Below are 21,479 nucleotides of genomic sequence, written 5' to 3' on the forward strand. Positions count from 1 at the left end.
AATGCAATTTTTCTACGCACGCAAAATAATCAAACAGGAGTATACCCTTCCGCTCGCTTCGGCTCACTCACCCTTGCAGTAGCACATTGTATGTTGTTTTCGGTATACATTCACCTCGGTCACCCCGCAGTAGCACATTGTATGTTGTTTTCCACATACATTCGCCTCGGTCACCCCGCAGTAGCACATTGTATGTTGTTTTCCACATACATTCGCCCCGCTCACCCTTGCAGTTGCATATTGTATGTTGTTTTCGGTATACATTCACCCCGCTCACCTCAGCAGTAGCACATTGTATGTTGTTTTCGGCATACATTTACCTAAGATATCCCCGCAGTAGCACATCATAGCAATGTTCTGCCTATCTATGGCCAATTTTGATGGTTTGCAATCCCAGTAACCGCTTGTATGTGGCAGCATTGTTGTACTTATTGCAGGATTTCTATAGACATGTCACTGGCTGCGGTGCATTGTTGCATCATTTGCAGGAATTTCGGTGTTTTGAGCACGTGTGTGCTGGCTTTGTTGCATTTTGTGCAGCATTTCTTCATAGGCCGCTTATATTGGGCAGCATTGTTGCAATTCGTGCAGGAAATTTCAATATTTGTTACTGGCTGTGGCGTATTGAGCCTATGTACCTTCGCGCCAGCCTACAATATTGGGCTTTACGCATACGTTCGGTCTATCCTCCTCCAATCAAAAAAAGGCCTCCCCCACAGACTCTGGAGAAGGCCTTTCTGTTCACTACCTCTGAATGAATCCCTTGCTAAGCAGGAATTCCTTCATGTGCAGCCGGGCAGGCTGAGCCAGCCGGCCCGCCATCATCTCCGACCAGGAGGCTGCGCTCTGGCCGCCGGTACGCTCGCGCATGTAGTCGCTGGAGATCGCGTCGTACACCCGGGCCTGTTCCACTGCGGCTTCGGCATTATAGCCGTTATGATGCAGCACCGCCGCCTGCGGCAGGCGCGGGCGGATGCCGTTCGCGGCGGCCGGATACCCGAGGCACATGCCGAAGACCGGATAGACCAGCTCCGGCAGGCCGAGCAGCTCAGATACCGCAGCGATCTCATTGCGGATGCCGCCAATGTAGACAATGCCAAGGCCGAGCGACTCTGCCGCAACGGCAGCATTCTGCGCAGCCAGCGCCACATCGACAGTCGCTACAATGAGATTCTCGGCCGTGTCCTCATAGGAAGGCTTCCCCTGCAAATGCGGAGCCGACGCTTCCCGCAGCCGGTACAGGTCCGCACACCAGACCAGAAAGACCGGGCACTGCTTGATGTAGCCCTGATTACCGGACAAAACGGATAGCTGCTCTTTAAGCGCAGGCTCGGTTACAGCAATAACCGTGTACGCCTGGACATTGCTGGAGGTCGAAGCCATCTGCCCCGCTCCAATGACTGCTGCCAGCAGTTCGTCGCTGACCGGCTTGTCCTGATACTGGCGGACAGAGGTATGACGGTTCAACAGCTCAAGGGTTTCATTCGTAGGTTTCATTATCGTTCCGCCTTTCTTCACTCCTATAATAAGCCTATTATGATCCCATTTCGCAGCTCAGACAACAAGGGGGGGGCTTCCTTCCAGCCTCTTCGTCCCTCATTCGCCTCTTCCTTCTCTTCCGCCCTCTTTCGCCTCTTCCTCCTCTTCCTCCCCTTTCGCCTCTTCCGCCTCTACCACCCGCTCCCGCGTTTCACCTCCTGGACAATCGCCAGGATTCCCTCATCAATCTGCGTAAGCCCCGCACGGGAAATACTGATGCGCAGGAATTTGTCCCGGGCCTGGTAGCCCGGCAGATAGAAGCCGTTACCGGGTACCACCTGAATTTTGCGTTCCCCCAGACGCTTAACCAGACGCTCCAGATTAACGGTAAGCGGCAGCTTGAACTGGATATAGATGCCGGAGCTGTCCGCAGAAGCTTCGATTAAGCCGTCTGTATTATGCTGCCCGAGCGCTTCGTATACCGCGCGGATTTTTTTGGCGTACATGGCTTTGATCTTGTGCCTGTGATGCCCGTACATTCCGTTCTTGATGTATACCTCAAGCGCAGCCTGCGACAGCAGCGAGGTATCTGTATAGCCTTTATAGGAGCGGAAGCTCTCCAGCAGCAGCTCCGGTACCACCACCGCACCGAGCCTAAGGCCCGGGAAGATGATTTTGGAGAAGCTTTTGAGATAAATGACATGGGAAGTCTGGTCATACGCATAAATGGGGTCATAGCGCCGTCCGATCCCCAGATCCGCCATATAATCATCCTCGGCGATATAGACATCGTATTTGGCTGCCAGTCCGGCAATGGCCTTGCGCTCTTCTGTGCTGTAGGTTGTCCCAAGGGGGTTGTGATATCTGGGCATCGTGTAAAAAAATTTAAATCTCCCGCTGGCGAACCGTTCCTCCAGCTCCTGCAGGTCAATGCCCGCCGCCGAACGCCCGATTCCGCTCACCGGCAGCCCCTCAGCCTCCAAATACCTCAAAAAAATATCATACCCCGGCTGTTCCACCAGAATCTCCGTCCTGCCGCTGGGAAAAGGCATTCTCGCCAGTATCTCCAGCGCCTGCTGAATCCCCGAGGTAATCAGGATCGACTCCGCCTTCGCGAACACCTGATACTCGGCCAGATGCGATACCAGGGTGCGGCGCAGCGTCGCAAGCCCCAGGGCATCCCCATAGGTGAACAGATGGTATTTGTACTGGTCAATCGCCTTATTGAGGCAATGCTGGAAGTCCAGGTAAGGAAAAACGTTCAGATCCGGCGATGCCGAAGCAAAATCAACTGTCCCTTCGCTTCTAGCCGCTGCCGAATCATCACTCTTGTCCACCATGTAATATCCGCTCTGCGGAATAGAGTAGATCGTATGCATCCGCTCCAGCTCCCCGTAAGCCTTCAGTATGGTACTGACGCTACAGCCGTAGATTTCTGAAGCCCTGCGCACAGACGGCAGCTTATCTCCCGGGCGGTACTGCCCTTCCTTCATCTGCCGCTCCAGCTCTGTGATCACCTGATGATACTTGTTCATCGCCCGCCTCCGTTCGCCGTCATTACCATGCTATGCCGTGTATTTTATCCTATTATTCTTCCCTTATTATATAGGGATCACGGCAGACTGTACCGGTACAGTTGGGGAAACCTTGTATTGTTGGTGTACGCTTTTTCCTTTAATTTTAAAGTAATAGATCGAATGTTTACAGCATCCAATCTTCACTAACCTACAAGGAGATGTACCCATGCACAAACAAGGACTCAAGCTGGCCTACAGCTTCGCCGTACTCAATGCGGTCATTATCGGCTTCTCCTTCCTGTTCACCAAAGTAGCTCTGGTTCATGCCGGGCCGCTCGACACGCTGACCTTCCGGTTCGCTGCCTCCTTTGCCGTGATGTCAGTTCCGGTCGCCCTCGGCTGGGTTAAGGTATCCTACCGGGGCAAGCCGATTGGCCGGGCCCTGCTGCTCGCCGCGATGTATCCGCTCGGCTTCTTCACCCTGCAAGTCTTCGGACTTCAGCGCGCCACCTCAGCCGAGGGAGGCATCCTCTATTCGTTCACTCCGGTGGTGACTATGATCATCGCCGGGATATTCCTGAAAGAGAAGACCACTCTGCTGCAAAAGCTGTGCATCTTCCTCTCGGTATTCGGCGTAGTGTTCATCTTCGTCATGAAGGGAAGCGGCATCCAGCTGTCTAATATGACCGGAATTGTGCTGCTGTTCATGACTTGTCTCGCTTTTGCCGGGTACAGTGTGCTGGCCCGCTCCCTCTCCAGCCACTTCAGCCCCGCTGAGCTCAGCTACCTGATGATGGGGGTCGGCTTCGCCACCTTCCTGATCATTTCGCTTACCGGACATACCGTCAGCGGGACGCTTGGGGAGTTCCTGAATCCGCTGGGAAGCGCAACGTTTGTCCTGTCCGCCGTATATCTGGGGGTGGTAGCTTCGCTGGTCACAACACTGACTTCCACCTATATTTTATCCAAAATCGAGGCCTCACTCATGAGCGTGTTCACCAACCTCTCCACCATCGTATCCATTGCAGCCGGAGCAATTTTCCTGGGAGAGCAGATCACGGTTTATCACTGGATCGGTTCCTTCCTGATCATCGCCGGGGTCATTGGCACGAACTTGCTGGGCCGGAAAAAGCACGCTGCGGCTTCCGCAGCAGCCAGCGAATAAAGCAGCATAGATTGAATTCGCCTAGAAGGATAAGTTATCGTGTGAAACATATAACTTCTTATATTTTTTAAAAAAGAATCGCCGGCAGATACACGCCGGCGATTCTTTGCGTTGCGGCCTTCTGTCCGTCCGGATGAATCCGGCTGCGGCTGGCCGCATCATTCTTACAGCTTGACGCGCTGTAAACGCAGCGCGTTCAGTACAACGGATACAGAGCTGAACGCCATCGCGGCTCCGGCCAGCCAAGGGGCCAGGAAGCCGAGCGCCGCAATCGGGATGCCGAGCGTATTGTAGGCCAGCGCCCAGAACAGATTCTGCCTGATATTGCGCATGGTCTTGCGGCTCATCAGGATCGCATCCGGGATGCTCATCAGATCGCCGCGCATCAGCGTGATGTCCGCCGCCTCCATCGCCACATCCGTGCCGGTGCCGATCGCCATGCCCGTATCCGCGGTTGCCAGCGCCGGAGCATCGTTGATGCCGTCACCGACCATGGCTACCTTGACTCCGCCGCTCTGGAGCCTGCGGATCTCTTCCGCCTTGCCCTCAGGCAGCACCTCCGCCAGAACCGTGCGGATGCCCGCCTGATCCGCAATCGCCTGGGCCGTAATCTTGTTGTCTCCGGTAATCATGATAACCTCAATACCCATAGCATGCAGCCGGGCTACCGCCTCGCGTGAGGTATCCTTAATCGTGTCAGCCACGGCAATCACTCCCGCTACCGCATCATCGACAGCTACCAGCATCGCTGTTTTGCCTTCCTGCTCCAGCTTGGTCATGATCCCTGTCCACGGCTCGATATCCAGCCCGTTCTCCACCATCATCCGCCGTGTGCCTACACTTACCTGCTGGCCGTCTACAACCGCCGATACCCCGCGGCCCGGTACCGCCTCGAATTGGCCCGCAGGCGGCAGGTCGATTCCTCTGCCCTGTGCTCCAGCCACAATGGCCTCCGCCAGCGGATGCTCCGAGAGCTTCTCCGCAGCCGCTGTTATGGCCAGCAGCCGGTTCTCGCCAAGCACCCGGCCTTGCGCAGCAATTGCGGTAGTTGCTACAATATCGGTCAACACAGGCTTGCCGTTGGTCACGGTCCCGGTCTTATCCACGACCACCACCTTCACGCCCTTCGCAGCTTCCAGATGCTCCCCGCCCTTGAACAGGATGCCGAACTCGGCGGCCCGGCCGGACCCGGCCATAATGGAGGTTGGCGTCGCCAGTCCCAGTGCGCAAGGACAGGCGATGACAAGCACCGCAATGGCTTTTTCCAGGGCCTCTGCAAACTGCCCCGGCGCTCCCCAGATATACCAGACCCCGAAGGTTACAGCAGCAATACCAATCACAATCGGCACGAAGATCCCGGAGATGACATCAGCAATCCGCTGGATCGGTGCCTTCGAGCCCTGCGCTTCCTCCACGACTCTAATGATATGTGCCAGCGCCGTATCACGGCCGACCTTGCGGGCTTTCACCCGCAGCATTCCGTTCTTGTTCATCGTAGCTCCGATTACGGAATCCCCCGGCTTCTTCTCCACCGGGATACTCTCGCCTGTGAGCATGGATTCATCGACGGAGGACAATCCCTCAACGACTTCACCGTCTACAGGCACCTTCGTGCCGGGCTTCACCAGCACAATATCGCCGATCACTACATCTTCCACAGGAATACTCAGCTCTGCGCCGTCACGCAGCACCAGCGCTGTCTTGGCCTGAAGCCCCATCAGGCTGCGGATCGCATCCGATGAACGCCCCTTCGCCAGCGCTTCTAACCACTTGCCTACGAGAATTAACGTGATCAGAACCGCACTGGTCTCGAAGTACAGCTCCACGGTGTGGTGCATCCCGCTCATTTTCAGCGAATCAATCGTCAGGTATAAGCTGTAAAAATACGCCGCAGAGGTGCCCAGCACCACCAGCACATCCATGTTGGCACTACCATTCTTGAGCGCCTTATAGGCGCTGACATAGAACTGCCAGCCAATCACGAACTGAACCGGGGTCGCCAGCACAAGCTGGAACCAGGGATTCATGAATAGCTCAGGCGTCCAGATCCAGGTTGTGAACGAGAAGTGGCCCGCCATGGCCCAGAGCAGCGGGAGAGACAACAACGCGGAGATCATCCACTTATTCCGCTTGCGTGTAATCTCTTCACTGCGCTGCTCCGCGATATCCTTCCGGTCCTGCTTAAGTGACGCCTTATAGCCGATGCTGCTCACCTTATCCATAATCTCGGCTGTACTGACATTGCCCGGCGAATATTCCACGTGGGCAGTCTCCAGCGCCAGGTTGACATTCACAGCCGCGATCCCCGGCATCCGTCCCAGCACCTTCTCAATGCGCGACGAGCAGGCCGCACAGGTCATTCCTGTTATATCGAAATCCGCCGACTCCTTCAGCGTATCGTAGCCAAGGGAGCGGATTTTCTCCTCAATCTGCGGCACATCCATAGCGGCTGGATCGAAGCCTACCGTAGCCTGCTCCAGCGCCAGATTGACATTCGCCCGGGATACCCCCTCCATGCGGGACAAGCCCTTCTCAATCCGCGTCGCACAGGCGGAGCAGGTCATTCCGGTAATTTGCAGCGTGGCCTGCTGCTGCGGGGCCGATTCTGTACTCTTTTCCATTCTCACGCACCTCCGTATACCCCCAAGGGGTATATTTATCTTGAAAAGAAAAGGCATTGGCGCCCGGCCCTGTTCCCCAGGGTTCCCTGCTCCAAGCCCTTATATTACAACAATTAGCTCACACTACGTCGTAGCCCTGATCTTCAATAGCGGCCTTGATCTTATCCAGGCTTACCTTATTCTCATCGAATTCAACAGCCACCGTCTTCGCCGGCAGATCCACCTTCGCCGCAGCGCCTACACCGCTCACAGCCTTCTCTACAGCACTTACACAATGACCGCAGGACATTCCTTCAACATTCAGTGTTACATTCGACATTTGAATAACCTCCTAATTATTGTTGGTACAGGCTTAATTTGTGTTCATATTCTACAACCGGATATATAATTTGTTGCGTGAGGAAAGGATAGCTGTGCTTGATTGTACTTTGTACAACAGATGCCGGATAAATCAGCCTTTGAATGGAATCTATTGTATTTTGTACAGTAGATTTTCTGCTTTTAGGCTCTTTCAGCTTATTTCCCTGACTTCAATTGTACGGAATACAATAGAATGGATATTTTAATCGTTAAGCAGGAATTCTATTGCACAAAGTACAATCAGACCCTTGGTCGTTATTCTTTTTTCTTCCTCACCACAGCCTGGAGAATTCGAACTATTAAATCCCATACAAAGCACAACCTTTATTTCATCAGCTTGTTCACCGTAACCAGCAGTTCGTCAATCACCTCATGCTCACCGGCTTCGATCCGTTCGATAATGCAGCTCTTCATATGGCCTTCAAGCAGCAGCTTGCCCACACTGTTCAGGGCCGCCTGCACCGCCGCCAGCTGATTCAGCACATCATCACAATAGGTATCCCGTTCAATCATGCCTTTGACTCCGCGGATCTGCCCTTCAATCCGGTTCAGCCGGGTCGTCAGCCCATTCTTGAATTCCGGGGAATGATGACTCTTACGCACACCGGAAGCAGTAGAATGGCAGGCTTCTGCACAATCCTGTCCGGCAGGGTCCTTCTCATTTGTAGACACAGGAATCAGCCTCCTTATGTACCAATATAATATACCCCCCACGGGTATGTCAAGACCTCAGGTGACAAGCATCCTTTTTTCCCTCCTCCAGATACTTTGCCCTATTTCAGCAGGAATAAAGGACCGGCAGATAAGGAATACCAAGTACACGCATGCAAGTTCCCAGCAGCTCCCAACCTGTAGGTTCTCTTGAAAAAAAACAATTGCCACCCTATTCAAATTTGACTATAATGAAATTCCATTGAATTTTAAACATAAAGGAGCTTAACATGCACAGCAAAGAAAGTAATCTCAAGCTCGTCATTGTCGGACTGCTGCTCGGTATTCTGATGTCAGCCATGGATAACACCATTGTTGCCGCAGCTATGGGCACGATTGTCTCCGACCTCGGGGGACTGGATAAAATCGTCTGGGTCACCTCCGCCTACATGGTCATGGTTATGGCCGGAACCCCAATCTTCGGCAAATTGTCCGATATGTACGGACGCAAACGGTTTTTCATCTTCGGGCTTATCGTGTTCCTGATCGGCTCCGCCCTGTGCGGAACGTCGGCGAGCATTACCCAGCTCAGTATTTACCGTGCGATACAAGGGATTGGCGGCGGAGCACTCATGCCGATTGCCTTCACGATTGTCTTTGACATCTTCCCGCCTGAGAAAAGAGGTAAGCTCACCGGACTCTTCGGTGCTGTCTTCGGAATCTCCAGTGTGATCGGGCCTCTGCTTGGTGCGTATATCACCGAGTATGTGAGCTGGAACTGGATTTTCTATATTAACCTGCCCATCGGGATTGTCTCGTTCTTCCTTATTATGACCTCCTACAAGGAATCCATCACGCATTCCAAGCAACGGATTGACTGGGGCGGCGCGTTCACCCTGGTGGCAGGGATTATCTGCCTGATGTTCGCCCTGGAGCTTGGCGGTAATCAGTATGCCTGGGATTCTGCGGCCATTCTCGGACTGTTCGCTGCGTTCGCCGTGCTTCTGATCGCCTTCATTATCATTGAAAAATTCGCGGCAGAGCCGGTCATCTCCTTCGCCATGTTCCGGGGGCGCCTGTTCGCAACCAGCAGTATACTTGGCTTGTTCTATGGTTCAGCATTCATCGTAGCCACGGTATATATCCCAATATACGTCCAGGGGGTATACGGCGGCTCCGCCACCAACTCAGGCCTGATTCTGATGCCGATGATGATTGGCACCGTAATCGGCAGCCAGTCCGGCGGCCTGCTTACCACCAAAACGAGCTTCCGCAACATCATGCTGCTGTCAGCAGTCTGCTTCGTGGGCGGGATCTATTCCCTCAGCACCTTGACCCCGGAGACCCCCCGGATGGCGCTTAATGCCTTCATGGCATTGACCGGCTTCGGTGTGGGCTTCTCCTTCTCCGTGCTCAGCCTGTCTTCGATCCAGCATTTCGACATGCGCCAGCGCGGTTCGGCAACGTCCACCAGTACCTTCATGCGCTCGCTCGGGATGACGCTGGGGATTACAATCTTCGGCATTATCCAGCGTAACCACTTCGCCTCCGAGCTGAGCACAGCCTTCGGAGACAGCGGGCAGGCCGCTTCCTTCGGCGACCCGCGTTCCGCGTTAACACCCGAGGCCAGAGCACAGATTCCGGCGCCTGTACTGGAGAAAATCACGAACTCACTGTCTTCGTCGATCTCACATACCTTCTTGTGGGCCATCGTTCCGGCGGTGCTTACGGTGGTGTTCGTCCTTCTGATGCCGAAGGACCGTCTGCTGCCGCAGGGCAGCCAGCATGGTGCAAATCAAGGTCAGCGGTAAGCCCATGCCGATGAAGCTGCTGATTCTGGGACTTTTGCTGGAGCGGAATATGCATCCCTACGAGATTACCCTGGTCATGAAGGAACGCTCTATGGATCAAGTCATCAAGCTTCAGACCGGTTCCTTATATTACGCCGTGGACAAACTGGCCGCAGGCGGCCACATCGAGGCGGTGGAGATCATTCACAGCCCGGACCGGCCGGATAAGACCATCTACCGCATTACGGATAAAGGCAAAGAATTGATGGAGCAGCTCATTCTCCAGCAGATTAAGAAAAGTGATCCGCCGTATCATCCGCTGTACATGGCCCTTGCCCTCGCGCGTCATATCGACCAGGGCAAGGTGGCGAAGCTGCTGGAGGAACGCATCCGGGAGGCGGAGCATCAGGTGAATTATGCCTATCAAGTATACGAGGAGCATATCTCCATCGTGCCCCGCTCGGTGCTGCATATGATGTACGGCAGATATGAACATAGCCAGACCGAGCTGAAATGGCTGAAGCGCCTGTATGAGGATGTAGCCGTCCGCAGACTGGATGATATCGGCAGACCGATTATCGGAGACTAATAAAACACCTATGAACCAGGGGGATTGTCTATTCTGCCGTTACCGGCAGCAGGCAGTCCCTTTGGTGTCTGGAGTACGTCCTCGTATCGCGGATTTCAGCCGCTGTAACTGTTTAGCGAAGACAATATGTGTTTATGTAGGGAGCAAACCGCCGGCGAGCGGCTTAGGCAACTGGACTGAATGCCAACCCCCGCCTGACGGATACTCTGGAAAGGGAAGTGAAGCCGCTATGAGCGATGACAAAAAGCCGATCAGAGACGAGCGTGACCACCCGGAGCAATACCCTACAGACAAGCCCAGCCTGTTCGATGTAGATGAGAGCCAGCAGCATGTGGACCCGATACCCGTAGAGGACCTGACACTCGAGAAAGAGGAAGAGAAGGATAAAGAGACCACGAAGCACCGTTCCTCCAGCGACAAGCGATACCACACCGGGTTCTAAAGGTGTAGGCTTGTCCGGTAGCATAACCGGAGCATTCTCAAGCTGAATACTATGGAGGGATCACTTTGCTGAAGGCGTTACCCCTTAACCGGCGCGGCATACCTGCCAGCCGTATCGCGCTGGGCTGCATGGGACTGGGAGGAGGCTGGGACCGCGAACCGGTCACAGCTGCGAATATGAAGCAGGGACATGAGGCACTGGATGCGGCGCTGTCTATAGGTATTAATTTTTTTGATCATGCGGATATTTATACCCGGGGCAAGGCGGAGAAGGTGTTCGGGCAAATCTTCAAGGAACGTCCGGGGCTGCGCGAGGACATTCTCCTCCAGTCTAAATGCGGCATCAAGCTGATGGAGCCGGGAGACCTCTCCAATAGCTTCGACCTCTCCAGGGAGCACATTCTGTCCAGCGTTGATGGAACTCTCGCACGGCTGGGCACAGAGTATATTGATATTCTGCTGCTGCACCGGCCCGATCCGTTAATGGACCCCGAAGAGGTGGCGGAAGCGTTGCATCAGCTCAAGGCCTCCGGCAAGGTGCGCCACTTCGGCGTCTCCAACATGAGCGCCGCCCAGATCCAGCTGTTACAGACCTATTGCGACGAGCCGTTCATTGTCAACCAGCTGCATATGAGCTTGTCCCGGATCAGCTGGGTCGACGCCGTACTCAGCGTGAACCGCGACCCGTGGAAGGACATTACGTTCCCGGAGGGCACCATGGAGTATTGCCGTGCCGGGAATATCCAGCTACAGGCCTGGGGCCCGCTGGCCCAGGGACTCTTCAGCGGACGGCCGCTTGAAGGCCAGCCGGAGAATGTCGTGAATACAGCGGCCATGGTACGGAGACTTGCTGACGAGAAGGACGCGACACCCGAGGCTATCGTGCTGGCTTGGCTGATGACGCATCCCGCAGCCATTCAGCCTGTTATCGGCACAGTGAATCCGCAGCGGATCGCTGCCTGTGCAGGCGCGGACCAGCTAGAGCTATCCCGCAAGGAATGGTATGAGCTGTACGTCACCTCGCGCGGGGAGAAGCTACCCTGAACTTGGATTTCACCAGAAATCACCTGATTGAACAGGTTCAGATTCGGCGAAACCGGACATTTTCATAAAACTAGCGGAGAGGGCTGTCCCAAAAGCGATGAATTGGTTGCTTGGGACAGCTCTTTATTGTGGAGTAGGATCAACGTAAGCACTTAGGTGGACGCTCCGCAAATAGAACGTTGTTCCAATCGCTGTTTAAGCGGTATACGAAACACCCAAATCATAAGAGAATATCATTTGAATTCTCTTCCCAAAAAAGAAAGCAGCGATTCTCCATTAACGGAAGAATCGCTGCTTTTGGGACAGCCCCTTCGTTTAGCCAACTGATGCAGCTGACTGATTGTATTCGCTTTTTCGCATACATTGAGCCCGATTACCTTCCTCATTTCCGCTCTCCCCCACTTTCGCCCCATTAAGGTGCACTTGTGCCCCTCATTTCCGCTAACCGCCCACTATCTGCGAACAACGCCTATTCACTTCATCTCCCCCTCATCTTTCTCTCACCTTTCTCCGCTCCTCCCACCCGTCCCGTTCGTTCTTTATAAAGAACATTTGTGAAAAACAGCGATAACCGCAGATACAGCGAGATATCGCACCCAATTCGTACTTTATTGCGAACATTCCGCTGAAATTAAGATTTTTCTTTTTCAAGCGGCGCAGTGTATGATTTGTTTACGATATCGTTCTTTATTAAGAACGAATATAACGAATAACTCATTAGCAAGTTGAGAGGGGGCTTAGCTATGTACCCCAGATCTGCCAAGCGGCGCAAACGAAAAACCAGGAGGCTCGGCCTGCGGATTCTGCAATCGGGTATGGCTGTCTCTGTGCTTCTGATCTACACCTCGGGCCAGATCGGCAGCACCTATGGAGAGTTCAACACCTCACAGGAGCAGATCAGCTCCATCGGGCTGTGCTCGGTATTCCCGGGTCAGATTGAACAGCTGTTGTCCGAATTCAGCGGGCACCTAAGCACCCTCATAGAGCTGAAATCTTCCCTTGGCAGCCATAGCATCAGTGGAGTGTATAACACCTCCTCAGCCGCTACCGGAGAGCTATCGCTTGCAGAGCTGGGTCAGGCTGCGGACGAACTCTCGTCTGAGCTCACTCAAGCTGGCAGCGAGATCGATCTGCTGGATAAGCAACTAAGCTTCAACGGGACGGTCTGGCAACAAATCCTGCAGGAAATTGGCTACGCAGCGGCCATCCTGCACAAGCTCGGAGGTTATATGGTGAATCTCGATCCTAACTGTCTGGAAATCCGTGATGCACAGTTCTTCGACCAGATTCAAGAGAGTCTTCATCAAAGCGGGATTCTGTCGGAGACGCTGGCGGAGACGTTAAGCGGAATTGTGCAATACCTCGGCTCGATTCATGATATCGGCGGATCCTTGCCTACCGGCAATCCCGACCGCATCTTACTCCGGCAGGATGACTACAGCTTCCCAGCCGAGGAGCCTATCCTCTCGTTCGTAACCAGCGCCTATCAGGCAGATTCGCAGGTCTCCCCCGCGCTGCTGGCCGCGTACGAGCAGTTGAACACCGAATTAACGGCGTCCAAGGATACCCTGTCCTCCACAATCCACACCTTGCAGGAACGGCTGGCAGAAATCGCTGACGCCAAGACGGCCCTTGAGGACAAGGCGAAGGCACAGCAAGAGGAAGAGGAACGCCTGGCACTTGAAAAGACCGAGAAAGCCAGAGCGGAGGAAGCCGAACGGCTCGCCCTAGAGAAGCAGAAGGCTGCTGACGAAGCGCTGAAGCTGGAGCATGAACAAGCCCAGAACCAGCCGCCCGCAACCAGTCCTCCCGACAAAAGCCAGCCGGCAGAGGAGCCCGCTCCAACAGCTCCTGTACAGGACAATCCAGTCCCCACAGCTTCAGCAGCAGCAGAGGTTATTGCTCCAGCGGCCACGCCTGCGCCTGAGATTCTTTTACCGGTGGCAACTCCAGATCATGAACCAGGCAGCGTAATTCCAGGTACTGTCGTGGACGGCGGGCAGCCTTCTCCTACAGCTACACCGTCTCCACAATCCGACACCAGCAAAGGCGGCGAATAAGATGCGCATCCGAAAAATAGCCAATACGATCATCTCCACACTGATTCTGCTAGTGTTCCTGGTGCTGATCACAGCCGTTGTGATCTCCAAAGCCTCCGGCGGCGAGCCCTCCTTCTTCGGCTATCAGATCAAAACGGTATTGTCCGGCTCCATGGAGCCCGGCATCCAGACCGGTTCCATTGTAGCCATTAAGCCGGGCGGGGACATGACCCGTTTTCAGAAAGGCGATGTGATCACTTTTCTGAATCCCGATAATATTCTGATCACCCACCGCGTGGTCGATGCCGAGCTGAACAATGCACTGGGGGAAGCCAGCTACACCACCAAGGGCGACAATAATGATGCCGCCGACACAGCAGCCGTCAGCTCCACGAATGTAGTAGGTGAGTACACCGGTGTAACCGTACCCTATGTGGGCTATGCCATGAGCTTCGCAGTCTCCAAAGCCGGAAGCGTAGTGCTGATGATTATTCCCGGACTGCTGCTGCTCCTCTACGCGCTGTATTCTTCCTGGAAGGCCGTTGCGGCACTGGAAAAGAAAAATGTCTCCTCATCCGCAGCCAGCGCCGGCACCCCTGATACTTTGACTGACCTTGTACAATGACCGATTGTCCTCTCCCGTTTACGAAACGCGGAGCCACAATACAGCTTGCCGGAAGCACCGGCTATGCACCCAATAGACTCATTAAGAGAGGGATGAACAAATGAACGTCAAAAAAACATTAGGTCTCGGAGTTGTATCGGCAGCATTAGGCTTGACCCTGGTCGGCGGAGGCACCTTCGCTTACTTCAGCAGTACTTCTACTTCTTCATCTTCTTTTAACAACGGAACTTTATCACTTAAATCTGATCCCTCTGTCATTGTTAATCTCAGCAACCTCAAGCCGGGAGACAGCATCTTAAGAGATTTCAAGCTTATAAATGACGGGACGCTTAACATTCCCAAAGTGGTACTGCACACCTCATCGGCTATTACAGACGCTCTGGGAGACAACGGCTCCCATAATTTCAAGGATGATATTATTGTGACCTTCCTCGCGAACAAGGATAAGCAAGAATTGCCGCTCCTGGTCATCTCGCTGGCCGATCTGGAGAAAGAGAGTCCCGATCTCGTGGCCCGGGGAATTGTCGGAGCGATCTTAGGCGGAGAGAAATCCGGCATTAAAGCCGGTACCTCGGATAACCTGACTATCCAGTTTGCCTTCAAGGAAACCCTCCAGCCGCAGAACTATTATCAGGGCGATACGCTTGCGCTGACGCTGAATTTTGAAGCCAACCAGGAAAAAGGCAGTCTCAAATAATTTACCAACAAAACAAACCATTCGAGGAGGAAATCAATCATGGGTATCAAAAAAACATTGGGTCTTGGCGTAGCATCGGCAGCACTGGGCTTGTCTTTAATCGGCGGGGGCACCTTCGCTTACTTCAGCTCCACAGCCACAAGCACCGCAACCTTCGCCGCAGGTACGCTGAAGCTCGGCTCCTCCTTCAATACTCCGGTAGCGCTGACGAATCTGAAGCCGGGAGACTACACCGTCCGCACCTTTACCTTGTCCAATGACGGCACACTGGATATCAAATTCCTCAAGCTCGCTACCACATACACCGTAACCGATGCCAAGGGCGACAATGCGGGCCAGGATCTCGGAGACCACTTCAAGGTCAAGCTCCTGGATAATTCGTACACCGGCGGTTCACTAAGCGGTCATGTGCTGTCCGAGATCTCCCTGAAGGATCTGAAGAACACCCCAAGCTACGATCTCGTAGCAGCAGGTATCCTGCCGGGAGGGATTGCCGCAGCCGGTTCCAAGACCTTTAAGATCGCCTTCGAGTTCGTGGACAATACGCTCGATCAGAACATTTTTCAGGGTGACGGCTTAGCTCTGAACTGGACCTTCGATGCTCTTCAAGGAGTGGGAGAAGCCAAGTAGATCAGGAATCCATCAAGACAGCACATCCTTCCCCAACCGGGCCGGGTGTGCTATTTTCTTTTCTACAGGCTGCCGGCTCAATGATTTTGTCCGATTTGCGGTTTTTTGTTATACTGACAAGTGAAAACGGCTTTGCCGTCCCTCCTATGAACGGGCGGTGCCGTTTCCGCGAGAGAGATAGGGATACGGTATAGCGCGAAGCATATCACTTCTTATCTTTTACCAAAAAAGTACGGAGGGCGTTGTAATCGTGTCAGATACTATGGGAAGCCGCATCCACAAACTCCGGCTGGAGAAGGGCTATTCGCTATCCGAGCTTGCGGATAAGGCTGATGTGGCGAAATCATACCTCAGTAATGTGGAACGGAATATTCAATCCAACCCCTCCATTCAATTCATCGAAAAAATCGCTGACGCGCTTCAGGTATCCATTCATGCACTGCTGTATGGCGGACTGGCAGAGACGGAAGAACAGGCCCTGGACGGGGAATGGTTCCGGCTGGTTCAGGAGGCTATGGCCTCCGGTATAAGCAAACGTGAATTCAAGGAATTCCTCGATTACCAGAAATGGCGCATGGAACAAAAGGACAACTAAACACAGCATTGTATGTCACAGGGAAGACTCCGCACGGCAGGGAGGCCGCCTTCGGCGAAGGCATGCTTTCAAGCGGCATACAGAAAAGGCACAGCGTACCGGACGCTGTGCCTTTTCTGTATGTATCCGAACAATGATGACCGCCTTACATCGCCTGGAGCGCCTTCTCACTTAGAAACCGGCGGATCTCCTCCGCCGCGATCCCCGCCTGCTTGGCAGACATCAGCAAGTGCACCCATTCTAAATCCAGATCTACTGCCTGCAGCTCGTCATTCCCCTGGTTGGACATATCCAAGAAATCTCCTCCTAGAATTTTCGCGTCCCCAGGCAGTCCGGCCATCATAGTAGTATTGCTACTTTGTAGTATCTCTACTTTAGATCCGAGACTTTGTGCCCCTGTCTTTCGGCAGGTTTACCTTTAACTGGACCCTCTCCATCATGAAAGGATCTGGCAAGAATCGATGAAACCGTTCTCCGCAATAACATTATACAAGATCATGCGCGATTAGTGTGTCGTTTTCTGGAATTTTTTTATGATAAAATGTGAGGAAACTTAGCTGAAATTGCCAGCGTCTTGTATAAATATTTCCAGTCCCAAGTTCAAACCCTAGCTAATAGTTTAAATATACTAAAGGGAACTCTAACTGCTCCGTCTTACCGCTGCGCGCAACCTCGTATAGAGACAATTACCCATTTGTATAGATGACGGACTGTGATAGGAATTTATAGTTAGATAGCACTTAAGAATTAACAAAAGCAAAAGAAGCGGAGGGGAATTTTGCTTATTTATGATAGTTCCGTATGAATACTGTAATGAATCATGCCAAATTGCGAACGGATTGACCGAAAGTATGAATTGATTACCCCGCCGGAAAGTAGCACAATAAGGTGAGAATGAAACCGCAAACATTTGCAGCTCCGCCAAGTGGCACACTGGATGCCTCGCGTGGAGTTTATCCGTTAGGAGGACCTATTCATGGCAGTCAAAGAGCCCTATAACGACACAGTATGGAGCAAATATTACGGCCCCAACCTGGGCTACATCCAAGAAAGATATGAGCAATTTGTCAAGGACCCCTCTTCTGTTGAACAACATTACCGTGATCTCTTCACCGTATCCGGCCCCCCTCCGCTGGCACCCGATGCCGAGAGGGCTCCGAGCCCTGCCGTATCAGCAGATGCGCAGTGGCTCAAGAAGGCTGTTAAGGCCTCGAAGCTGATCGCCAATATTCGGATATACGGCCATATGGCCGCAGACATTGACCCGCTGGAGCGCAGCACGAACCCGATGGCCAAATGGCTGGAGCTGGAGACCTACGAGCTTACCCGCGAGGATCTTAATGCTCTGCCTGCTTCGCTGATCTGGGATAATGCCCCTGCGGATGTGCATACCGCGATGGATGCCGTCCACAGAATGCGCCAGGCCTATACCCAGACCATTGCCTACGAATTCGGGCATGTACATGATGAACGCGAGCTGCGCTGGCTCAACAGCCAGGCGGAATCGATGACCTCCCCTGCCCCGCTGAATAATACAGAGCGCAAAGACCTGCTGAAGCGGCTGGTTCAGGTGGAGCACTTCGAGACCTTCCTGCACAAGACCTTTGTCGGCCAAAAGCGCTTCAGCCTGGAGGGCAATGATGCCCTCGTGCCGATGCTGGATGAGATTGTGCGGGCCGCCGCGCATGACGGCGCAGAGCATATCCTGATGGGCATGGCCCACCGCGGAAGACTTAATGTGCTGGCTCATATTCTGGGCAAGCCTTATGATATTATTTTCTCGGAATTCCATCACTCGCCGAACAAGGAGCTGTTCCCTTCGGAAGGCTCCATGGGCGTGACCTACGGCTGGAGCGGTGATGTGAAGTACCATCTCGGGGCTGACCGTGCCGTCCGCGAAGGTGAGACCGTTCGCACCCGGATCACGCTGGCCAATAACCCGAGCCATCTTGAATTCGTCAATCCTGTCGTCGAGGGCTTCACCCGCGCCGCACAGGAAGAGCGCAACGCTCCGGGACTGCCTAAGCTGAACACAAGCAAGGCTATGGCTGTGCTGATGCACGGCGATGCCGCCTTCCCTGGAGAGGGCATTGTCGCAGAGACGCTTAATATCGGCAAATTGCAGGGTTATCAGAATGGCGGTACTGTGCATATTATCGTCAATAACCGGATCGGCTTCACCACAGAGAGCGAGGATTCCCGCTCCACCCATTATGCCAGCGACCTGGCCAAAGGGTATGAAATTCCAATCGTGCATGTCAATGCCGATGACCCGGAAGCCTGTATTGCCGCAGTCCGTCTGGCCAGTGCTTACCGCCATATGTTCAAGAAGGACTTCCTGATTGATCTGATCGGCTACCGCCGCCACGGGCATAATGAAATGGATGATCCCGAGACAACCCAGCCGATTGTGTACGGCAAAGTGCGGAACCACCCTACTGTGTACCGCGCTTATGCTGAACGCCTGGAGCGTGAGAAGGTAATCACAGCGGATGATGTCAAGAACATGATTGCGGAGGCGGAGAGCGTCCTTCAGCAGGCCTTTGACCAGATGAAGGAAGGCAAACAGAAGAATGCGGAGTCCAAAACCGCCGTCGCGCTGGATAACGACAGTCCCCAGCAGCGTCCGACTGCCTTCCCGCTGGCCGGGCTGCAGGAGATTAACCGCGAGCTGCTGCGCGTACCGGCCGGCTTCAAGGTCTATCCGAAGCTGGAACGGATTCTGCAGCGCCGCAAGGATGCACTGAATGACGGCGAGCGGGTGGACTGGGCTCTGGCAGAGACGCTTGCCTTCGCCACCATCCTGAAGGATGGCACGCCGATCCGCCTCAGCGGGCAGGATTCACAGCGCGGTACCTTCGCCCACCGTCATCTGGTGCTGCATGACAGCGAGAACGGTGAACTCTATTCTCCGCTGCATCAGCTGAGTGATGCCGGCGCTTCATTCGGCGTCTACAACAGTCCGCTGTCCGAGGCCTCTGTCCTCGGCTTCGAATATGGTTATAATGTGTTCGCACCGGAGACCTTCGTTATCTGGGAGGCTCAATACGGCGACTTCGCCAATGCGGCTCAGGTCATTATCGACCAGTTCATTTCTGCCGGCCGCGCCAAGTGGACGCAGCGCAGCAATCTGACAATCCTGTTGCCTCACGGCTATGAAGGTCAAGGACCGGAGCACTCCAGCGCCAGAATGGAACGGTTCCTGCAGCTCTCCGCCGAGGAGAACTGGACTGTAGCCAACCTGACCAGCGCTGCGCAATATTTCCATCTGCTCCGCCGTCAGGCCGCGCTCTGCGGACAACCGGATGCCCGGCCGCTGGTCATCATGGCGCCGAAGAGCCTGATCCGTAACACGCGCAGCACCTCAGCCGGAGCGGACCTCGCTTCGGGCACCTTCCAGCCGGTTCTTCCCGAGCCGCTGCTCGGCAGTAAGCCGGAAGCCGTAAAGCGCCTCGTGGTATGCAGCGGCAAGGTGGCCATCGACCTGCAGACGGAGCTGGAAGCAACGCGCGGACAGGACTTCTCCTGGCTGCACATTTTGCGCATGGAACAGCTCTATCCGTTCCCGGAACGCGAGCTTGGCGCCCACCTTAGCGGCTTCAGTTCGCTGGAGGAGATCGTCTGGGTGCAGGAAGAACCGAAGAATATGGGCGGGTGGACGTATGCCGAATCCCGGCTGCGCGCCATCGCACCGCAGAAGGTCACTGTCCAGTACATCGGCCGTCCGGACCGTTCCAGCCCAGCCAGCGGCTACGCCGATGTCCACAGCTTCGAGCAGCGGCGCATTGTCCGGGAAGCCCTGAAATTGAATGCAGCAGTGCAAGCACCTGTACCGTCTTCCTGAGCACAGCAAGGCGGTCATCCAATATCACGCACACCACTATATTTGGGGAGGTACGGCCTGTGTCCGAGATAAAAGTACCCGATTTGGGCGAATCGATTTCCGAAGGAACGATCTACAAATGGCTGGTTAAAGAGGGCGACACTGTCGGCCAGGGGGATGTGCTTGCCGAGCTTGAGACTGACAAGGTCAATCTCGAGATCAGTGCGGAGGAGGACGGCGTCATCTCCTCCATCCTGCGCCAGGCGGGCGAGAACGTTGCCGTTGGCGAAGCCATCGGCATCATCGGCAGCGCCGCCGGGGCTGGTGCTGCCAGCAAGCCGGCAGCAGACAGCGCACCGCAGGGCGGCAGCGCGCCTGCTGCTGCCGCAAGTGCCGCAGCGGCTGAACCGGCCGCTGCGGTAACGGCTCCAGCCGCCGCCGAAGGTGCGGCGGCAGGCACTGCGGCCCTGGCTTCGCCGGGGGCGCGCAAGCTGGCACGGGAGCGGGGCATCGACCTCGGCGAGGTCAGTGCCCGCGACCCTATCGGCCGGATCGGTCAGGCCGATGTAGATGGTCATGGCGCAGCCGGGCCGCAGGCCGCTGCGCCGGCGGCTCCGGCGGCGGCTGCACGGCCGGAGCCGGCGAAGCCCGCGCCGCCGGCTGCGGGCAAGGCGCCGCACGCCGAGGACGGCAAAGCCACCGAGCGCAAGCGCATGTCGCGGCGGCGGCTGACGATTGCCAGCCGCCTGGTCGAAGCGCAGCAGACGGCTGCGATGCTGACCACCTTCAACGAGGTGGACATGACCGCCATTCTCGACATCCGCAAGCGCCGCAAGGATGCCTTCAAGGAGAAGCACGAGGTCGGACTCGGCTTCATGTCCTTCTTCACCAAGGCCGTCATCGGCGCGCTCAAGGCTTACCCGATGCTGAATGCCGAGATCGACGGGGAAGATCTCCTGCTGAAGAAATATTATGACATCGGTATTGCCGTAGCTGCCAAGGAAGGCCTGGTTGTACCGGTCGTCCGCGATGCCGACCGGCTTAGCTTCCCAGAGATCGAGCGGCGGATCGGCGAGCTGGCCTCCAAGGCGCGCGCCAATACGCTCAGTCTGCCGGAGCTCCAGGGCGGAACCTTCACGATCACGAACGGCGGAGTGTTCGGCTCCCTGCTGTCCACACCGATCCTCAACACCCCGCAGGTCGGCATTCTCGGCATGCACAAGATTCAGTTGCGCCCCATCGCGCTGGATGAGGAGCGCACGGTCAACCGTCCGATGATGTACATCGCATTGTCCTACGATCACCGGATCGTGGATGGATCAGAAGCGGTCAGCTTCCTGGTCAGAGTCAAGGAATTGCTGGAGGACCCGGAATCCCTGCTGCTGGAAGGCTAACCCTTCCGCTCGCAGCCTT

18 protein-coding genes and 1 riboswitch are annotated in these 21,479 nt (G+C 54.8%); of the genes, 12 read left to right on the forward strand and 6 right to left on the reverse strand.

Going from position 1 to position 21,479, the window contains the following annotated elements:
• Window positions 1-744 precede the first annotated feature (744 nt).
• The gene (gene nfsA, locus NST04_RS01495; RefSeq protein WP_341182880.1) at window positions 745-1,497 is read right to left on the reverse strand and encodes an oxygen-insensitive NADPH nitroreductase; all 753 of its coding nucleotides are present in this window, start codon (window positions 1,495-1,497) and stop codon (window positions 745-747) included.
• A 173-nt stretch (window positions 1,498-1,670) separates the two neighbouring features.
• Window positions 1,671-3,014 carry an aminotransferase-like domain-containing protein gene (locus NST04_RS01500; protein ID WP_341182881.1) on the reverse strand — a complete coding sequence of 448 codons (1,344 nt, stop codon included), beginning with the start codon at window positions 3,012-3,014 and terminating at the stop codon, window positions 1,671-1,673.
• A 208-nt stretch (window positions 3,015-3,222) separates the two neighbouring features.
• On the opposite strand from NST04_RS01500, the gene NST04_RS01505 reads away from it, so the two are divergent.
• Entirely contained in the window at window positions 3,223-4,161 is a 939-nt protein-coding gene (locus NST04_RS01505) for a DMT family transporter (RefSeq protein ID WP_341182882.1), read from the forward strand.
• 164 nt (window positions 4,162-4,325) lie between these two features.
• Here NST04_RS01505 and NST04_RS01510 read toward each other — a convergent pair whose 3' ends face one another.
• The 3 genes from NST04_RS01510 to NST04_RS01520 form a co-directional block, all read right to left on the reverse strand.
• The gene (locus NST04_RS01510) at window positions 4,326-6,782 is read right to left on the reverse strand and encodes a heavy metal translocating P-type ATPase (protein WP_341182883.1); all 2,457 of its coding nucleotides are present in this window, start codon (window positions 6,780-6,782) and stop codon (window positions 4,326-4,328) included.
• A gap of 118 nt (window positions 6,783-6,900) precedes the next feature.
• A complete protein-coding gene (gene copZ, locus NST04_RS01515) occupies window positions 6,901-7,101 on the reverse strand; it encodes a copper chaperone CopZ (protein ID WP_341182884.1) in 201 nt (66 codons plus the stop codon).
• 365 nt (window positions 7,102-7,466) lie between these two features.
• Window positions 7,467-7,745: a metal-sensitive transcriptional regulator gene (locus NST04_RS01520; protein ID WP_235218520.1), complete on the reverse strand. Its 279-nt coding sequence runs from the start codon at window positions 7,743-7,745 to the stop codon at window positions 7,467-7,469.
• 338 nt (window positions 7,746-8,083) lie between these two features.
• Here NST04_RS01520 and NST04_RS01525 point away from each other — a divergent pair, with 338 nt between their 5' ends.
• The 9 genes from NST04_RS01525 to NST04_RS01565 all read left to right on the forward strand — a co-directional run bounded on the left by NST04_RS01525 (window position 8,084) and on the right by NST04_RS01565 (window position 16,243).
• Window positions 8,084-9,604, forward strand: a complete 1,521-nt coding sequence (locus NST04_RS01525; RefSeq protein ID WP_341182885.1) for an MDR family MFS transporter — start codon at window positions 8,084-8,086, stop codon at window positions 9,602-9,604.
• Window positions 9,579-10,172 (forward strand): PadR family transcriptional regulator, encoded by a 594-nt coding sequence (locus tag NST04_RS01530; RefSeq protein ID WP_305954397.1) that lies wholly within the window; start codon window positions 9,579-9,581, stop codon window positions 10,170-10,172. Before NST04_RS01525 ends, NST04_RS01530 begins: the two co-directional genes overlap by 26 nt.
• A gap of 229 nt (window positions 10,173-10,401) precedes the next feature.
• Window positions 10,402-10,614, forward strand: coding sequence for a hypothetical protein (locus tag NST04_RS01535; RefSeq protein WP_036699028.1), 213 nt, complete (start codon window positions 10,402-10,404; stop codon window positions 10,612-10,614).
• A 65-nt stretch (window positions 10,615-10,679) separates the two neighbouring features.
• Entirely contained in the window at window positions 10,680-11,657 is a 978-nt protein-coding gene (locus NST04_RS01540) for an aldo/keto reductase (RefSeq protein WP_341182886.1), read from the forward strand.
• Window positions 11,658-12,400: 743 nt separating this feature from the next.
• Window positions 12,401-13,717: a hypothetical protein gene (locus NST04_RS01545; RefSeq protein WP_341182887.1), complete on the forward strand. Its 1,317-nt coding sequence runs from the start codon at window positions 12,401-12,403 to the stop codon at window positions 13,715-13,717.
• A 1-nt stretch (window position 13,718) separates the two neighbouring features.
• Entirely contained in the window at window positions 13,719-14,321 is a 603-nt protein-coding gene (gene sipW, locus NST04_RS01550; RefSeq protein WP_341182888.1) for a signal peptidase I SipW, read from the forward strand.
• Window positions 14,322-14,421: 100 nt separating this feature from the next.
• Window positions 14,422-15,018, forward strand: coding sequence for a TasA family protein (locus NST04_RS01555; RefSeq protein WP_341182889.1), 597 nt, complete (start codon window positions 14,422-14,424; stop codon window positions 15,016-15,018).
• A 39-nt stretch (window positions 15,019-15,057) separates the two neighbouring features.
• Window positions 15,058-15,648 carry a TasA family protein gene (locus NST04_RS01560; RefSeq protein WP_036695621.1) on the forward strand — a complete coding sequence of 197 codons (591 nt, stop codon included), beginning with the start codon at window positions 15,058-15,060 and terminating at the stop codon, window positions 15,646-15,648.
• A 262-nt stretch (window positions 15,649-15,910) separates the two neighbouring features.
• Window positions 15,911-16,243, forward strand: a complete 333-nt coding sequence (locus tag NST04_RS01565; RefSeq protein WP_036732876.1) for a helix-turn-helix domain-containing protein — start codon at window positions 15,911-15,913, stop codon at window positions 16,241-16,243.
• A gap of 145 nt (window positions 16,244-16,388) precedes the next feature.
• Here NST04_RS01565 and NST04_RS01570 read toward each other — a convergent pair whose 3' ends face one another.
• On the reverse strand, window positions 16,389-16,532 hold the full coding sequence (locus NST04_RS01570) for an anti-repressor SinI family protein (protein ID WP_341018495.1): 144 nt from the start codon (window positions 16,530-16,532) through the stop codon (window positions 16,389-16,391).
• 34 nt (window positions 16,533-16,566) lie between these two features.
• Window positions 16,567-16,670: riboswitch (cyclic di-GMP riboswitch) on the reverse strand.
• A gap of 549 nt (window positions 16,671-17,219) precedes the next feature.
• Between NST04_RS01570 and NST04_RS01575 the strand changes: the two genes are divergently transcribed.
• On the forward strand, window positions 17,220-20,087 hold the full coding sequence (locus NST04_RS01575) for a 2-oxoglutarate dehydrogenase E1 component (protein ID WP_341182890.1): 2,868 nt from the start codon (window positions 17,220-17,222) through the stop codon (window positions 20,085-20,087).
• 59 nt (window positions 20,088-20,146) lie between these two features.
• The gene (odhB, locus tag NST04_RS01580; RefSeq protein ID WP_341182891.1) at window positions 20,147-21,460 is read left to right on the forward strand and encodes a 2-oxoglutarate dehydrogenase complex dihydrolipoyllysine-residue succinyltransferase; all 1,314 of its coding nucleotides are present in this window, start codon (window positions 20,147-20,149) and stop codon (window positions 21,458-21,460) included.
• Window positions 21,461-21,479: the final 19 nt, after the last annotated feature.

The sequence above is a fragment of the Paenibacillus sp. FSL H7-0756 genome (assembly GCF_038006765.1).
GTDB lineage: Bacteria > Bacillota > Bacilli > Paenibacillales > Paenibacillaceae > Paenibacillus_AQ.

Bases quoted from the DNA above. Each gene is read 5' to 3' on its own strand.
- nfsA (WP_341182880.1), bottom strand. From the start codon at position 1,497: ATGAAACCTACGAATGAAACCCTTGAGCTGTTGAACCGTCATACCTCT.
- NST04_RS01500 (WP_341182881.1), bottom strand. From the start codon at position 3,014: ATGAACAAGTATCATCAGGTGATCACAGAGCTGGAGCGGCAGATGAAG.
- NST04_RS01505 (WP_341182882.1), top strand. From the start codon at position 3,223: ATGCACAAACAAGGACTCAAGCTGGCCTACAGCTTCGCCGTACTCAAT.
- NST04_RS01510 (WP_341182883.1), bottom strand. From the start codon at position 6,782: ATGGAAAAGAGTACAGAATCGGCCCCGCAGCAGCAGGCCACGCTGCAA.
- copZ (WP_341182884.1), bottom strand. From the start codon at position 7,101: ATGTCGAATGTAACACTGAATGTTGAAGGAATGTCCTGCGGTCATTGT.
- NST04_RS01525 (WP_341182885.1), top strand. From the start codon at position 8,084: ATGCACAGCAAAGAAAGTAATCTCAAGCTCGTCATTGTCGGACTGCTG.
- NST04_RS01530 (WP_305954397.1), top strand. From the start codon at position 9,579: ATGGTGCAAATCAAGGTCAGCGGTAAGCCCATGCCGATGAAGCTGCTG.
- NST04_RS01535 (WP_036699028.1), top strand. From the start codon at position 10,402: ATGAGCGATGACAAAAAGCCGATCAGAGACGAGCGTGACCACCCGGAG.
- NST04_RS01545 (WP_341182887.1), top strand. From the start codon at position 12,401: ATGTACCCCAGATCTGCCAAGCGGCGCAAACGAAAAACCAGGAGGCTC.
- sipW (WP_341182888.1), top strand. From the start codon at position 13,719: ATGCGCATCCGAAAAATAGCCAATACGATCATCTCCACACTGATTCTG.
- NST04_RS01555 (WP_341182889.1), top strand. From the start codon at position 14,422: ATGAACGTCAAAAAAACATTAGGTCTCGGAGTTGTATCGGCAGCATTA.
- NST04_RS01560 (WP_036695621.1), top strand. From the start codon at position 15,058: ATGGGTATCAAAAAAACATTGGGTCTTGGCGTAGCATCGGCAGCACTG.
- NST04_RS01565 (WP_036732876.1), top strand. From the start codon at position 15,911: ATGGGAAGCCGCATCCACAAACTCCGGCTGGAGAAGGGCTATTCGCTA.
- NST04_RS01570 (WP_341018495.1), bottom strand. From the start codon at position 16,532: ATGTCCAACCAGGGGAATGACGAGCTGCAGGCAGTAGATCTGGATTTA.
- NST04_RS01575 (WP_341182890.1), top strand. From the start codon at position 17,220: ATGGCAGTCAAAGAGCCCTATAACGACACAGTATGGAGCAAATATTAC.